This is a genomic window from Croceitalea sp. W27 (genome assembly GCF_055693185.1).
The window spans coordinates 2,037,818-2,053,656 of sequence record NZ_CM146327.1 but is presented as its reverse complement, the minus strand read 5'-3'; the positions used below and the strand labels follow the sequence as shown (position 1 = coordinate 2,053,656).

The window sequence follows — 15,839 nt, the reverse complement described above, 5'->3', positions numbered from 1 at the left end:
GCCTCAGCAATTGCTGAGGCTTTTTATAAATATTTGTCTTAAACTTATTTCACTAAGTTGATTTCAACTCTTCTGTTCTGAGTTCTACCAGCTCTAGTGTTGTTTGTTGCGATTGGTTTATCTTCTCCGTATCCAATTGCAGTTAATCTATCTGATCCAATTCCTTTATCGATTAAGAAATCACGAACTGAATTAGCACGTTTTTCAGATAAAGACTGGTTTAGTTTAGCGCTACCAACACTATCAGTATGACCTTCAACTGTAAATTTAGCGTTAGGATACTCACTCAAAATTTGAATGATATCTACCATTACTGAAGTAGATTCAGCTTTTATAGATGCTTTACCAGTGTCAAACAATATAGTTCTAGCGTAATCATTCAACTGCTTCTGTACTTCTTCAGTTACTTCTGGGCAACCATTATTAGCTACAGTACCAGCAACTTGAGGACATTGATCATCTTTATCAAGAACGCCATCACCATCAGCATCTGGCCAAGGACAACCTTTGTTTTCAGCAGGGCCAGCCTCACTAGGACAAGCATCGTCTTTATCAGCTACGCCATCACCATCAGCATCAGGACAACCAGCTAAAGCGGCAATACCAGCTTCATTAGGACAAGCATCATCTTTATCAGCTATACCATCTCCGTCAGAATCAGGACAACCGTTCATTTCTTTAGAACCAGCTGCATTAGGACAACTATCTTTTCCGTCTTCTATTCCATCTCCGTCAGAATCAGGACAACCATTGAATGCTTCAAGACCAGCAACTTCTGGGCAAGCATCGTCTTTGTCATATATACCGTCACCGTCAGTGTCAGTACCACCAAAACGTATATTAAGACCAGCTAAATGTTGAAGATGAGTAACCCCATAATCTTCAAAAGCGTGTTTGTATGTAGACTGGACAGTAATACCAAGATTATCGCTAAACCAATAGTTTAATCCAAGACCACCATTAACGGTACCTGCTCCAATTTCGTCTACCCAAGTATAACCACCTCCGATTTCAACAAAAGGATCTAATTTGGTATTCTTAAGTATATTATATTTAATGGTTCCATCGATAGCATAATGGGACAAATCATCGACACTTGCGTCGCCTAACTGATCTATTCTATTTAATGAACCTCTTGCTCCAAAAGAAAATCCATCACCAATATATCTTGACACAGATACATAAGATATAGAAGGCAAAATATTCCAGTGATCAGTCGCATTGAAGAATTCGTTGCCGAAAGAACTTGTTTGACCCAGGGCTTCAGAAAGTTGGCTTGCACTTGCTGGGTAAGTGTCAATTGCGTTTACTCCAAAACTAACCTGCCATGGATTATTCTCGTCTTGCGCTTGTAGGTTGTTTACTCCTACAAATAGTAAGGCAACAACTAAAAATTTGCTAAGATGTTTCATGCTCAAAATTTTAAGTTTAAGTGTTTATTAGCTGCAAATGTAAGTTGTTAAGAACTATTAACAAAATCAATTACTTATTTTTTTTAACGTATTACATAGAAAAAACCATACCGTTAAACGATGTTTAACTCTTTACCCACTTCGATAAATGCTTTTATGGCATGATCAAGATGTTCTTTTTCATGGGCAGCGGAGAGTTGAACCCTGATTCTCGCTTTGCCTTTGGGTACAACAGGGTAAAAGAAACCGATGACATAAATTCCTTTTTCAAGAAGTTTATCGGCCATTTGTTGTGATAGTTTTGCATCGTATAACATAACAGGAACTATAGCAGAGTCGCCATCAATGATATCAAAACCAGCTTTTTTCATGCCATTTTTGAAATATGCCGTGTTTTTTTCAAGTTTATCACGAAGTGATGTATCATTTTTGAGCATGTCAAAGACCTTTATTGAAGCCCCTACGATTGCCGGAGCCAAAGAATTTGAAAATAAATAGGGTCTTGAGCGTTGTCTTAGGATTTCAATAATTTCTTTTTTGCCAGTGGTATATCCGCCCATGGCTCCGCCAAGAGCTTTCCCTAAGGTTCCGGTTATGATGTCTATTTTGTCCAATACTCCTTTTTCTTCGAGTGTGCCCCGACCTGTTTCCCCAATGAAACCAGCGGAATGGCATTCGTCAATAAGTATCATGGCATCATATTTTTCTGCTAAAACACTGATTTCATCCAATGGGGCCAGTAGCCCATCCATGGAGAAGACACCATCAGTAACAATAATCTTAAATCGCGCGTTATCGTTATTGGCCTGTTGGAGCTGCTTTTCCAAATCCCTCATATCATTATTAGTGTACCGGTAGCGTTTTGCTTTGCATAAACGAACACCGTCTATAATAGAGGCGTGATTCAAAGAATCTGAAATAATGGCATCTTCTGCTGTAAGCAATGGTTCAAAAACCCCTCCGTTAGCATCAAAAGCAGCGGCATATAGAATGGTATCCTCAGTGCCGTAAAACTCAACTATTTTTTGTTCAAGCTCTTTGTGGATATCCTGAGTTCCGCAAATAAACCTTACTGAAGACATTCCAAATCCGTGGGAATCCAAAGTGTCCTTAGCTGCTTGCACAACTTCTGGGTGTGACGATAGCCCTAAATAATTATTTGCGCAAAAATTGATAACCTCTTCTCCTGTTGAGATTTTGATTACTGCCCCTTGGGGCGATGTAATAATACGCTCCTTTTTGTATAATCCTGCTTCTTCTATTTCTTTTAGTTCTTTCTGAAGATGTTCTTTTATTTTTCCGTACATGGGTATTAATTTATATAAAAATTGGCTTCACTGTTTCATTGATATATACGAGAATCATGTCTTCGACAACATAATCCATCCTTCCTAAAACACTAGCATATTCTAACAATTGATTTTTATGTGTTTCATTGGCGCTTCCCGTTTTATAATCTATTATTGAAATACGTTGGTCAGCTACAACTAATCTATCTGGGCGTAACATTTGACCTTCTGGAGTTAACAGTTCTATTTCATTATACACTAACAGATTATCCTTGAAATAAGATGTTAGTTGTGGGTGAAAAACGACTTGTTTTAAAATTTCTTTTAGTTGATGCGCATTAGAAGCCGTAACATCCCCGTCAGTTATAAGTGTTGTAATTGCCGTTTCAACATCATTATAAAAAATAACTTTAGACAAGGCCTTGTGTATAAGATTGCCTGTCTGTATGGCTTCTAGCCTTTCCGTATCCCAAAGCATATTGGCCTTAGCGACTATACCGAAGTTTGAGTTGCTTTTTTGGCTATATATATAAGGTATACTTTGTTCTTTGTTTTGAATATAGGAAGTTATTTTGTTTTCCGTAAAATCACCAAAACTATAATTCAATCTTTCAGAACTCCAAAGATGAAGATCTTTTAGATAATCAATAAATAATTCAGCATAGGTATTGCCTGTATTTTCTTCTGATGAGATTATGAACAAGGCATTTTTAGCTCTGGTCAAGGCTACATACAGTACATTAAATGAATCTAACTCAGATTTTTGAAGTTCATCATTATAAATTTTAGCAGCGGTATCACCATAATTAACCAAATCTTTATTTGAATTGATAAGTAACTCGTTAAAACCTTCATAAGTTGCAGCATCTACAGGGAGCCAAAGTTTTTTGCTTCTATGATCAATTATTTTTGCATCTGCATAAGGAAAGATCACCACTGGAAACTCCAAGCCTTTGGCCTTATGTACTGTCATTATTTGAACGGCGTTAAGACTCTCGGGGGCTTTGACACTGAGCTTATCTTTTTTGCGGTTCCAAAAATTAAGAAAAGAGAAAATACTTGAATCCTCTTTTTGAGAAAAGTCAAAAACCTCATCCATAAATTGCGTCAAGTGCGCATCTGAATTTCCTGCCAGTTGAAAATGGGTAATCGCCAGTTCCAACAAATTATAGGTTGATAATGTTTTTGCAAGCTCAACGTCAAAACCATACGCTTCTTTCAAGAACGATTTAAAGGATGAAAGGTGTTGAATTATAAAATCATGCTCGTATCCTTCATCTTTAAATAAATATACTAGCATCGCATACACCGCTTCTTTGTTTTCAAAATTTTCAATGAACTGCAGCAGCGATACTAAAAACGAGACTTCACTATTATTGGCCAATAGTAATGAATCTGGAGAGATTACGGGAATATCTTGCTTGGTCAAAAAGTCAGCAAGTAGAGTCCCTTTTTTGTTGTCTCTCACTAAAATGCAAATATCCTTTAACTGAAAGCCATTGTTCAAAACTCTTTTTAGAAGCTCTAATGTCTTTTCACAATAGGGATCATTTTCTATGGATACATCTTGTTTTACAAAATCAATTTCTACATAGCCGCCATTTTTTGAATTGGTCTTTTGGCGGTTTCCATCTTCAAATAATTTTTTATAATCTGAATTGTTCAGTTTGCTTGCTGCGAAGTTGAAGAAACTGTTATTAAAAGCAATAATTTCTTCTTGACTACGCCAATTGGTGTCAAGGCTCTCAACTTTTGGTTCGAGAACAAACGGATTTGTTTTTAAACTTAGAAGATTCAAAAATTGTTCGGCCCTTCCGCCCCTCCACCTATATATTGCCTGTTTGGCATCACCTACGAGAAGTAAAGATCCTTTTTCTCCACGTTCATTTTCACTTTCTACCGCATTGCCAATTAAAGGTATAAGGTTTTGCCATTGCATTTGAGAAGTATCTTGAAACTCATCTATAAAATAATGGCGGTATTTTTCTCCTAGTCTTTCATAGATAAAAGGTACAGGCTGATTTTTTATCTCCTCTGAAATTATGGTGTTGAATTCAGAAATAGGCAAAATGTCTTTTTCTTTTTGCAACGCTCTTACTTCTTTAGAAATTTCATTCAAGACAGTTAAGGGCACAATATTGTTATAGCAATTTTTCAAAAAACTTGACCGATGAACCTGTTCTTTTATGTTTGCGAAAAGAATTGAAAATTGAGGATGAAGGCTATCTAATTTTGCTTTTATGGTCTCAGGGCAAGTTTTATTGTAAAGCTTGTTCGAAGCGAAATTTTGTTTCCAATTTGCGGTAAAATCTACTTTAAAGTTGCCATCTGCCAATCCTTTTATGAATTTTGGAAAAGAAGACCTCGTAAAATCTGTAAACTCAAGCTGGTTGGCATTAATAAGTTCCAAAATTTCTTCAGCATATTTTTTTATGGTCTGTTCAGAGGCTTTAGTCTTATTTCTAATGGTTTTTTGTAAATGGGTAAAATCTTTTATTCCTTTATTTGCAATGGCTTTTAAATGGGAATTATGATTTTCTTGAAAAAGTAACTTTCCTATTTCGAAAAGGTCATAGGTAATATTCCAGCTTTTGTCATCTTCAATTTTTTCTAATGAAAAGTCTAGTAACACCTTTGTAAGTTCCTGGTTTTCGCCTGCCCGATTTAGCAGTTTGCCAACTGCTTCTTCAAGCAGGGCATCAGTATCAAGAACAACATCGAAACCCTGTGAAATTTTTAGGTCCCTTGCGAAAGTGCGAATAATTTTATGAGTGAATTTATCAATTGTAGATACTTCAAAGAAGGCGTAATTGTGCAGTAGTTCTTTTAAAACCTGTTTTGACTTTGAGCGCAATTCTACAGGAGCCACATTAAGGCTGTCAAGCATATCGTTAAAGAGCGCAATTTTGTTTTCAGGCACCTTTTCTTGACTAAATGCATAGAGACTTTCTAGAATTCGTTCTTTCATTTCGGCCACTGCCTTATTGGTAAAGGTAATTGCCAGTAATTCACGGTATTTTTGTTTTGAAAGAGGCGCTAGAATAAGTTTGAGATACGCCTTGGTAAGCTGGTAGGTCTTACCCGAACCAGCAGAAGCACTATATATTTTAAAGGCGTTTGTGAGCAAGTGTTTTGCTTGCAAATTACACATTCTTATAGTGTTCTTAACATAAAATTGGATGAATTTTTATGTTAAAACCCTTACTTTTGAAAGACAATAGTAATAACTTAAAAACAAACAATTATGCCTTTTGAACTACCGATTTTACCATATTCGCATGACGCTTTAGAACCACATATCGATGCCCGTACTATGGAAATACACCATGGGAAACACCATAACGGATACACTACAAAATTAAATGCTGCGATTTCAGGAACTGAGCTTGAAGGAAAATCAATAGATGATATTCTTTCTGATTTAGATATGTCTAACGGAGCAGTTAGAAATAATGGAGGAGGATTTTACAACCATTCTCTTTTTTGGAGTGTGATGTCCCCTAACGGAGGAGGAAATCCTTCAGGAGAAGTGGCAAGTGCAATAGATGATGCTTTTGGTTCTTTTGATGCCTTTAAAGAAAAATTCAGTGCAGCAGCAGGAACACGTTTTGGTTCTGGATGGGCTTGGCTTTGTGTACACCAAGGGGGCAAGTTAGAGGTATGTTCTACTCCAAATCAAGACAACCCTTTGATGCCAGGTGTTGGTTGTGGAGGACATCCAATATTAGGATTAGATGTTTGGGAGCACGCTTACTACTTAAATTACCAGAATAGAAGGCCAGATTATGTATCTGCTTTTTTTAACGTAATCAACTGGGATAAAGTGGCTGAGCTATACTCGGCGAACAAGTAAAAGAAATAAGTTTTCTAATTAAAAAAAGCGTGTCTTAGAAAGACACGCTTTTTTTATGGAGTTTCCTCAAATTGGCATAATAGAAAAGGGTGGAGAAGTCTCCACCCTTTTCGTCCCAAATCTTACCATAAACTTAACCTACTTATGCTATGGCGAAACTAAATTACTGGTATTGTGAGAAATAACAAAGGATATTTAACACTTTTTTGATTTTTAAAATAAAGTAAAGGACTGTTTTTTCGAGTAAAGAGAAGATAAAACATTGATGTTCAAATATAAAGAAGGCGGAGTTATCTCCGCCTTCTTTCCCCAAATCTTACCATGAACTTAACCTACTTATGCTATGGTTCTTCAAATGTATGATAGCGTGTTGCATATACAAAAGGTTTTAGATAAGAACCCTTTCTAATGCGTTGAAATGCCTACTTGAATATATGTAGTATAAAAGCTGAAGAAAAAGAGTACAGTGATTTAGAATGAAAGTAGTATAAATAAAAAAGGCGGAGAAGTCTCCACCTTTTTTGCCCCAAATCTTACCATGAACTTAACCTACTTATGCTATGGCAAGTACTAATTTACTTTTTGCCTGTTCCAAACCGACTAAAAAGACGGTGAATTGTTGTTTTCATCGATGAATTACACAAACTATGGGACAAAGTGTAAAAACTAATAGGCACGTTCGTTTTTCCCTTCAAAAAAGTTGATAAAAGCTCGATTTACCACACGATTTCCCCCAGGGGTAGGATAGTTTCCTGTAAAATACCAGTCACCAAGATTTTTAGGACAGGCGGTGTGCAGGTTTTCAATAGTCTGATAAATAATTTCAACTTCTGCGTTAATCGCCTCAGAACTCAAGAGCGCTCCTATTTTTTTAGAAATCTCTTCTGGTGAAAAAGGATTGTAGACCTCCTGCACATAATTTACCACATCTTTATCTTTAGAGTTTACTTGGGTCAAGCACTTTTTGTAGATGTCTTCAATTAAATTCATAGTTCCCCTTTCTTTGTGCAAAGCCAAGGCCGCTTTAAAGGCTATAAAGTCTTCTAATTTTGCCATGTCAATACCATAACAATCAGGGTAGCGAATTTGAGGTGCCGATGACACCACGATAATTTTCTTAGGAGATAACCGATCCAGCATTCTTAGAATACTCTTTTTCAAGGTTGTTCCCCTTACGATACTATCATCTATAATAACTAGGTTATCATTTTTGTTAACAGACCCGTAGGAAATATCATAAACATGCTCGACCAAATCATCTCTACTACTATCTTGGGTAATAAAGGTTCTTAGTTTGGCATCTTTAATAGCTACTTTTTCAATTCTTGGGCGGACTTCTAGAATTTCATGTAGTTGTTCTTTAGTTATACTGGCACCAATATTTAAAATCTGCTTTTCTTTTTTTCTGTTTAAATAATTCTGGGCTTCTTTCACCATACCGAAAAAGGAAGTCTCGGCGGTATTCGGAATATATGAAAAGACGGTATTTTGTATATCGTTCTTTACCGCCTTTAGAATTTGAGGAAAAACCAATTTTCCGAGCTCTTTTCTTTCTTGATAAATCTCTTTATCGCTTCCTCTAGAAAAATAGATACGCTCAAAAGAACATGCCTTACGTTCTGTAGGGGTAAGAATCTCTTCAAAAGACACGGCGCCACTTTTCTTGATAATAATGGCGTGACCTGGGTCCAATTCTTTTACATCATCATACTTTACATTAAATACGGTCTGTATAGCAGGTCTTTCTGATGCGACAACAACAACTTCATCGTCTTTATAGTAGTAACTTGGCCGTATCCCTGCCGGGTCACGCAGCATAAATGCATCACCATGACCAACTAATCCGCCCATTGCATAACCGCCATCCCAGTTTTTTGCCGCTTTGCGCAGTACCTTGGCCAATTTTAAACGTTCTGCAATTAATGGAGAAGCTTCCCTTTTGTTATAGCCTTCCTTTTTTATTTGCTTGTATATTTTGGCAACTGCATCATCTAAAAAGTGACCTATTTTTTCCATGACGGTTACTGTATCCGCCATTTCTTTTGGGTGCTGACCCAACTCCACTAAATTTCCAAAGAGCTCATCAACATTGGTCATATTAAAATTACCGGCTACAATCAGATTACGGTGCATCCAATTGTTCTGCCTTAAAAACGGGTGCACGCTTTCAATACTATTTTTTCCAAAAGTGCCGTAGCGAACATGGCCCAATAAAAGCTCACCTATGTATGGGATTTCTTTTTTCTGACGGGCAACATCCGTCGCTAGCGAAGAATCTTCTGTAATTGCAGCATTTATTCTGCCATTGATTTGCTTGAAAATATCTTGAATAGGCTGTTGCTCAATAGACCTTACGCGGCTCATATAGCGCTCCCCTGGGTTCATATCTAGTTTAATGCTTGCAAAACCGGCTCCGTCTTGACCTCGGTTGTGCTGCTTTTCCATCATCAGGTACATCTTATTTACGCCGTAAAAAGCCGTACCGTATTTTTCTTTGTAGTATTCGAGGGGTTTTAACAATCGAATTAAAGAAATTCCACATTCGTGTTTAATGGCATCACTCATGTTTCCATAAAATAAAAAAGCCCCGATTGTTCAGGGCGTGGGTTATTGTAATTCAATATTAAATTGTGTCAATGCTTTAAATTGATGCAATCTACTATCGACTTCTGTTTTATCTAAAGCCTGCATACGCTCGGTCCCAAACTTCTCTACACTAAAAGAAGCCAGATTTGAACCGTGTATTACGGCATTTTTCATATTCTCAAACGAAATATTCTCCGTTGCTGCTAAATATCCGGCAAAACCACCAGCAAAAGTATCACCTGCCCCAGTAGGATCAAAAACTTCTTCTAAGGGTAAAGCAGGTGCAAAAAAGATATGCTGGTCATGAAACAATAAAGCGCCGTGCTCTCCTTTTTTAATAACAACATATTTGGGCCCCATTGTATGTATTTTCTCTGCTGCCTTAACTAAGGAGTATTCTCCAGTTAACTGCCTAGCTTCCTCGTCATTTATGGTAATAACATCGATTTCTTTTATAACGGCCAACAATTCATCCAAAGTATTGTCCATCCAAAAATTCATGGTGTCTAAAATGATAAGCTTTGGTCGCTTTTTCATTTGATTGATCACACTAAGCTGAACACTTGGGTGTAAGTTGCCCAACATTACTACACCGGCATCTTTGTAATTTTCAGGAACTATAGGATTAAAGTCCGCTAAGGTGTTTAGCTCCGTAATCAGGGTATCACGGGTGTTCATGTCATTATGATACTTACCGCTCCAAAAGAAGGTTTTACCCCCTTTTACGATTTCTACGCCTGAAAGGTCTATGTTTCTTGAAGTAAGTAAATCAAAGTATTCTTGAGGAAAATCGTCACCGACTACGGAAACGATAGCGGCATCGACATCAAATTTTGATGCCGCAAGGCCGATAAAAGTCGCGGCACCACCTAGTATTTTATCTGTTTTCCCAAAAGGAGATTCAATGGCATCGAAGGCTAGGGAGCCTACAATTAAAAGTTTGCCCATTCAATTTGAATTTTGCTGCAAATATATGGCGATTTTCTAGAACTATTTCCTTCCAAAATCAGCAGGAATTTCACCCCAAGCTTTTGTTTCCCATTTAACGATAGGGGTGTTGTAAGAATTTGTTTTCAACCACTTTTCCGCGCGGGCCACAAGTTCAAAAACCGTTTTGTTTTTTACGTTGGGTTTTAGCTTGGTCTTACAAGTCTTTTTTCTTACCCAACCCATTGCAATACGAGAATCGGTGTAGATAATACGATCGCTTTTTTGCTCTTTAAGAAAAGCGAGACCATGTACCAAGGCCAGAAACTCACCTATATTATTAGTGCCCTCTTTAAAAGGGCCTTGCTTGAACAATTTTTTTTTGGTTTTGGTATCTACACCTTGATATTCCATTACACCAGGGTTTCCACTTGAAGCAGCGTCCACTGCAATAGAATGCATATTAGGTTCTCCAATTTTTAATAATTCTTCGGGTGTAAGCGAGGGCTTCCCTTTTTTTGTTCCTTTATATTCCAAGTAGTTTCCGTTAAAAGCTTTCTTGGCTTCGGCAAATGTGGAGAAAGATTTATACTCCGCCCCTTTTATTCCGGTTATCTGTGCTTTACAATCATCCCAAGATTCGAATATACCGGGGTGTTTTCCTTTCCAAACCACGTAAAACTTTTGTTTTTTAGCCATTTTTAAGCAGTATTTTTTCTAATACCTTCGGAAAATGCTCATACTCCAAGGCATGTACTTTTTCAGCTATCTGTTTTGGAGTATCATGAGGTGATATATTTGTTTTGGCTTGGTGAATAATGCCTCCTTCGTCATAATTCTCGTTTACATAATGAATGGTAATTCCGGTTTCGGTCTCACCATTTTCTTTTACTGCCTCATGAACTTTAGCACCGTACATTCCTTTTCCACCATATTTAGGTAGCAACGCCGGATGTATGTTTACAATCTTATTTGGGAAGGCCGCAACCAGTTCTTGAGGTATTTTCCATAGAAAACCGGCCAAAACGATTAAATCTGGGTTTTGTGCTATCAAAAAATCAAAAACAACAGAAGTATCTAAAAAAGCAGTTTTGTTAAAATAAAGCGCAGGTACCTTTAGCTTTTTGCAACGCTCCAAAACATAGGCCGTGTTTTTATTGGTAAGTACGGCCGAAACGGCTACCTGTTCATGTTTGTCGAAATATGTTATGATATTTTCAACATTAGATCCTGATCCAGAGGCGAGTAGTATAATGCGTTTCATCTAGTTCATAACGGGTTAAGGTCAGCGCTTAAAACAAACGCTAAATTAAGTTTGTTGAACTTAAAATCTGTAATTTAAGGCACATTTTATCGACAAATGAGGTATTTAATCCAAAGTTTTATATTTTTGCCCAGATTAAATTTTTTAAAACCAATATAATTATGTCAGACATTGCATCAAGAGTAAAAGCTATCATCGTTGATAAATTAGGTGTTGATGAAAATGAGGTGGTACCTGAAGCAAGTTTTACCAACGATTTAGGTGCAGATTCATTGGACACTGTGGAGCTTATTATGGAATTCGAAAAAGAATTCGATATTCAGATTCCAGATGATCAAGCGGAGAACATTGCAACCGTTGGTCAAGCAATAAGCTATATAGAAGAAGCTAAGTAATTTTATGATATCTTACTAAAGATTGTAAATTATCCATGTGGTAATACCCACATGGATAATTTTTTTTAATTTAAGGCGAAATAGGTTAAAAAAAAGTTAGTTCTATGGAATTAAAGCGAGTTGTCGTTACCGGATTAGGGGCATTAACACCCATCGGAAACAATATACAAACCTATTGGGACGGATTAATAAGCGGAAAAAGCGGTTCGGCCCCTATAACGTATTACGATACGGAAAAGTTCAAAACAAAATTTGCCTGCGAACTTAAAGATTACGACCCATTAAACTTTTTTGATAGAAAGGAAGCTAGAAAGCTAGACCGTTTTGCGCAATATGCATTGGTTTCTTCAGATGAGGCTATTGCAGACTCTGGTCTAGATTTGGACAAGGTCGATAAGTTTAAGGTCGGTGTTGTATGGGGCGCAGGAATCGGCGGACTGGAAACCTTTCAAAATGAGGTGATGAATTTTGCCGCTGGTGATGGTACACCAAGATTCAACCCCTTCTTCATACCAAAAATGATTGCGGATATTGCCCCAGGTAATATTTCAATAAAACATGGCTTCATGGGGCCAAATTATACCACGGTTTCGGCATGTGCCTCATCTGCAAATGCGATGATAGATGCTTTAAACTACATACGTCTAGGGCATTGTAACGTAGTGGTAACAGGCGGTAGTGAAGCAGCTGTAACCATTGCCGGTATGGGTGGGTTTAATGCGATGCATGCTTTATCAACAAGAAATGATAGCCCAGAAACGGCCTCAAGACCTTTTGATGCAACCAGAGATGGCTTTGTATTGGGAGAAGGAGCAGGTGCCTTGATTCTTGAAGAATATGAACATGCCAAAGCAAGAGGCGCAAAAATTTATGCCGAAGTTTTAGGCGGAGGCCTCTCAAGTGATGCCTATCATATGACCGCTCCACACCCAGAGGGTATAGGAGTAGTTAAAGTAATGGAAAACTGTTTGGAAAATGCAGGTTTAAAACCAGAGGATGTAGATGCAATTAATACCCATGGCACCTCCACACCTTTAGGTGATGTTGCCGAATTAAAAGCTATTTCTAAGGTTTTTGGTTCTCATGCACCGAGCATAAATATTAATTCTACAAAGTCTATGACCGGGCATCTATTAGGTGCTGCCGGAGCCATTGAGGCCATAGCCTCTATTTTGGCTATGAAACACAGTTTAGTGCCACCAACGATAAACCATACGACGGTCGACGAAAATATAGACCCCTCATTAAACTTAACGCTCAACAAAGCTCAAGAGAGAGAGGTCAATGTTGCTATGAGCAATACTTTTGGTTTTGGTGGACACAATGCTTGTGTTTTGTTCAAAAAACTGAGTTAATAATACGTATGAAATTTTATTCCAAAATATTTAATTCCCATCCGAATACGGATGGGGATTTTTTTTTGGGAATGAAAGCAATTTTAGGATTTGCACCTAAAAATATCGGATTTTACAAAAAAGCATTTCTCCATAGATCGGTAAATAAAAGAGATGACGATGGAAATCCGATGAATTATGAAAGGTTGGAGTTCTTAGGAGACGCCATGTTGGGAACCATAATTTCAAAACATCTTTACAATGAAGTTCCTGAAGGTGATGAGGGTTATTTGACCAAAATGCGTTCTAAAATTGTGAGCAGAAAACACCTCAACGAACTCGGCAAAGACCTAAATCTTTTAAAATTTGTGGAAAGCCGTATTCCGAAGTCCCACTTTGGCGAAAATATTCATGGAAACGTTTTTGAAGCTCTAGTCGGGGCCATCTATTTGGACAAGGGGTATACCTATTGCGAAAAGTTTATCCAAAGTAGGGTAATAGAACCTTATGTTGATATAGAGCAGTTGGAAGGTAAGGTCATAAGCTATAAAAGCTTGGTTATAGAATGGTGTCAAAAGCAGAAGAAAAATTTTAATTACGATGTGTACGAAGACACAGGTAATGATGCTTTAAAACATTTTGCGGTTAAGCTTAGCATTGGTGAAAAAATTATGGCCAAAGCTAGGGCAACATCTAAAAAGAAAGCAGAAGAAAAAGCTTCGAAAAGAGCCTATTTTGCCTTGCAAGATAAAATAGATAACCCTTAAAAAGGATAAAAAAGAGCAAACTCAAACGTTTTCGTTGGTTTTTCCACCTGTAAAGCTCCACTACAACTAGGCTGATTTATGTTTTAGTTCTATATTTACAATTCGCTTAATTTTAATGGTAACAACGCACAAGATATCGGCAGAACTGTATGACGATTCTTTTAAACTCATTGCTTTGCATTGTGGTTTAGAAAATTACGCAATGGCTTATCATTTAAATAAGTCTGCAAATCTAAAGTTGGTCAGATGCGAGAAAGACCTAGATGTGTCTTCCGCCACTTTTCCAATATATGAGTGGAAGGATAAGCTAAATGATCATTATTGGACTCTGGTATGCAATACAGTGACAGTGGAAAAAGACAGTGAATCTTTAGGTCTTTTCTCTAATGAAAAAGCGATAAATACATTTCACCTTGTAGCTGAACGTAAAGAGGTTGATTACTTTTTAAAAGTGGAAGCAGAAAATAATGCTGTAATAACGGAAGCCGTAAAAAAAATAAATTCGATACCTAAAGTAGTCACTGCCTATAGCCTTGATATTACTTCTTTAAAGTCGAAAAGAAATTTAATTTTCTAAAAAATGCCAACTAAAAAGAAAACAAAAATAGTAGCAACCCTAGGGCCTGCTACGAGCAACAGAAAGGTTTTGAAAAGCATGATGGAAGCTGGTGCAGATGTTTTTCGCATCAATTTTTCCCATGCGAATTATGATGATGTCATCGAACGCATTAAGATGATTCGAGAACTGAATGAAGAAACCGGCAAGCATACCTCTATTTTAGCGGACTTACAGGGTCCAAAACTACGTGTTGGTGTAATGGGAGGAGAAGTTGTGGTTGCACCTGGAGACGAAATTTCATTTGTTACCGGCAAGCCCTTTGAAGGTAATGCCGAGCGAGTGTATATGAACTATGAAAACTTTCCTAAAGATGTAAAGGCGGGGGAGCGGGTTTTGCTAGATGATGGTAAACTAATGTTCGAAGTGGTATCCACCAATGGGAAAGATGAGGTTAAAGCCAAAGTGATACAGGGAGGACCATTAAAATCTAAAAAGGGAGTAAACTTACCTAATACCAATATCTCTTTACCAGCACTGACGGAGAAAGACGTAAAAGATGCCATTTTTGCAATCTCTCAAGAGGTCGATTGGATAGCGCTGTCTTTTGTTCGTTTTAGTCAAGATTTGATTGATCTTCAAAATATCATTAAAGAGCATTCAGAACATAAAATTCCGATTATTGCGAAGATTGAAAAACCGGAGGCGGTTGAGAATATTGAGAAGATTGTTGCCTATTGCGATGGTTTAATGGTAGCCCGTGGAGATTTAGGGGTTGAAGTCCCTGCCCATGAAGTACCATTGATTCAGAAAAAATTGGTGTTGACAGCAAAAAGAGCGAGAATACCCGTAATCATAGCAACCCAGATGATGGAAACTATGATTACCAGTTTAACCCCTACCAGAGCCGAGGTGAACGATGTTGCCAACTCGGTCATGGATGGCGCTGATGCGGTTATGCTCTCAGGGGAAACTTCGGTAGGCAATTATCCAGTGCAGGTTATTGAGAAAATGACCAGTATTTTAAAGAGTGTTGAAGCATCTGATTTAATATCTGTACCACAGAGTCCTCCGCACATTAGAACAAAAAGGTATATTACAAAATCTATTTGTTATCATGCTTCGTTAATGGCCAATGAAATTCAGGCAGAAGCTATTTCTACATTAACAAATAGCGGTTATACAGCTTTTCAGATATCAGCCTGGAGACCTAGTGCACATATTTTGGTTTTTACCTCTAATCGGAGAATTTTGACCCAGTTAAACTTACTTTGGGGTGTTAAAGCGTTTTTCTATGACAAGTTTGTGTCAACAGATGATACTATAGAAGATGTGAACAAGATTGCTATGGACCGCGGGTTTTTGGCTGCAGGTGATATGGTCGTTAGTCTTGCTGCAATGCCAATAAAGGCCAAAGGTATGGTTAATACCTTAAGGGTTACAGAAATAGAGTAGT

The 15,839-nt window shown here is 37.5% G+C and carries 13 protein-coding genes; 6 read left to right on the top strand and 7 right to left on the bottom strand.

Going from position 1 to position 15,839, the window contains the following annotated elements; genetic code table 11:
• Window positions 1–44 precede the first annotated feature (44 nt).
• The 3 genes from ACZ1GR_RS09290 to ACZ1GR_RS09280 form a co-directional block, all read right to left on the bottom strand.
• Window positions 45–1,412: an OmpA family protein gene (locus tag ACZ1GR_RS09290; RefSeq protein ID WP_472608718.1), complete on the bottom strand. Its 1,368-nt coding sequence runs from the start codon at window positions 1,410–1,412 to the stop codon at window positions 45–47.
• A 113-nt stretch (window positions 1,413–1,525) separates the two neighbouring features.
• Window positions 1,526–2,719 carry a glycine C-acetyltransferase gene (gene kbl, locus ACZ1GR_RS09285; RefSeq protein WP_472608717.1) on the bottom strand — a complete coding sequence of 398 codons (1,194 nt, stop codon included), beginning with the start codon at window positions 2,717–2,719 and terminating at the stop codon, window positions 1,526–1,528.
• 10 nt (window positions 2,720–2,729) lie between these two features.
• On the bottom strand, window positions 2,730–5,852 hold the full coding sequence (locus ACZ1GR_RS09280) for a UvrD-helicase domain-containing protein (protein WP_472608716.1): 3,123 nt from the start codon (window positions 5,850–5,852) through the stop codon (window positions 2,730–2,732).
• Window positions 5,853–5,945: 93 nt separating this feature from the next.
• On the opposite strand from ACZ1GR_RS09280, the gene ACZ1GR_RS09275 reads away from it, so the two are divergent.
• Complete coding sequence (locus tag ACZ1GR_RS09275) at window positions 5,946–6,554, top strand: superoxide dismutase (RefSeq protein ID WP_472608715.1); 609 nt, start codon at window positions 5,946–5,948, stop codon at window positions 6,552–6,554.
• Between the two features lie 666 nt (window positions 6,555–7,220).
• On the opposite strand, the gene ACZ1GR_RS09270 is transcribed toward ACZ1GR_RS09275, so the two are convergent.
• The 4 genes from ACZ1GR_RS09270 to purN are packed head-to-tail and all read right to left on the bottom strand — an operon-like array spanning window position 7,221 to window position 11,331.
• Window positions 7,221–9,119: an amidophosphoribosyltransferase gene (locus ACZ1GR_RS09270; RefSeq protein WP_472608714.1), complete on the bottom strand. Its 1,899-nt coding sequence runs from the start codon at window positions 9,117–9,119 to the stop codon at window positions 7,221–7,223.
• Window positions 9,120–9,161: 42 nt separating this feature from the next.
• On the bottom strand, window positions 9,162–10,088 hold the full coding sequence (locus ACZ1GR_RS09265; protein WP_472608713.1) for a PfkB family carbohydrate kinase: 927 nt from the start codon (window positions 10,086–10,088) through the stop codon (window positions 9,162–9,164).
• A gap of 42 nt (window positions 10,089–10,130) precedes the next feature.
• The gene (locus ACZ1GR_RS09260) at window positions 10,131–10,766 is read right to left on the bottom strand and encodes a ribonuclease H1 domain-containing protein (protein WP_472608712.1); all 636 of its coding nucleotides are present in this window, start codon (window positions 10,764–10,766) and stop codon (window positions 10,131–10,133) included.
• The gene (gene purN, locus ACZ1GR_RS09255; protein WP_472608711.1) at window positions 10,759–11,331 is read right to left on the bottom strand and encodes a phosphoribosylglycinamide formyltransferase; all 573 of its coding nucleotides are present in this window, start codon (window positions 11,329–11,331) and stop codon (window positions 10,759–10,761) included. The genes ACZ1GR_RS09260 and purN overlap by 8 nt, the downstream gene beginning before the upstream one ends.
• A 161-nt stretch (window positions 11,332–11,492) precedes the next feature.
• On the opposite strand from purN, the gene ACZ1GR_RS09250 reads away from it, so the two are divergent.
• The 5 genes from ACZ1GR_RS09250 to pyk all read left to right on the top strand — a co-directional run bounded on the left by ACZ1GR_RS09250 (window position 11,493) and on the right by pyk (window position 15,838).
• Window positions 11,493–11,726, top strand: a complete 234-nt coding sequence (locus ACZ1GR_RS09250) for an acyl carrier protein (RefSeq protein ID WP_010519573.1) — start codon at window positions 11,493–11,495, stop codon at window positions 11,724–11,726.
• A 104-nt stretch (window positions 11,727–11,830) separates the two neighbouring features.
• The gene (fabF, locus tag ACZ1GR_RS09245; protein ID WP_472608710.1) at window positions 11,831–13,081 is read left to right on the top strand and encodes a beta-ketoacyl-ACP synthase II; all 1,251 of its coding nucleotides are present in this window, start codon (window positions 11,831–11,833) and stop codon (window positions 13,079–13,081) included.
• An 8-nt stretch (window positions 13,082–13,089) separates the two neighbouring features.
• The gene (gene rnc, locus ACZ1GR_RS09240) at window positions 13,090–13,827 is read left to right on the top strand and encodes a ribonuclease III (RefSeq protein WP_472608709.1); all 738 of its coding nucleotides are present in this window, start codon (window positions 13,090–13,092) and stop codon (window positions 13,825–13,827) included.
• 115 nt (window positions 13,828–13,942) lie between these two features.
• Window positions 13,943–14,404 (top strand): IPExxxVDY family protein, encoded by a 462-nt coding sequence (locus ACZ1GR_RS09235; protein WP_472608708.1) that lies wholly within the window; start codon window positions 13,943–13,945, stop codon window positions 14,402–14,404.
• Between the two features lie 3 nt (window positions 14,405–14,407).
• Window positions 14,408–15,838, top strand: a complete 1,431-nt coding sequence (gene pyk / locus ACZ1GR_RS09230; RefSeq protein ID WP_377767095.1) for a pyruvate kinase — start codon at window positions 14,408–14,410, stop codon at window positions 15,836–15,838.
• Window position 15,839: the final 1 nt, after the last annotated feature.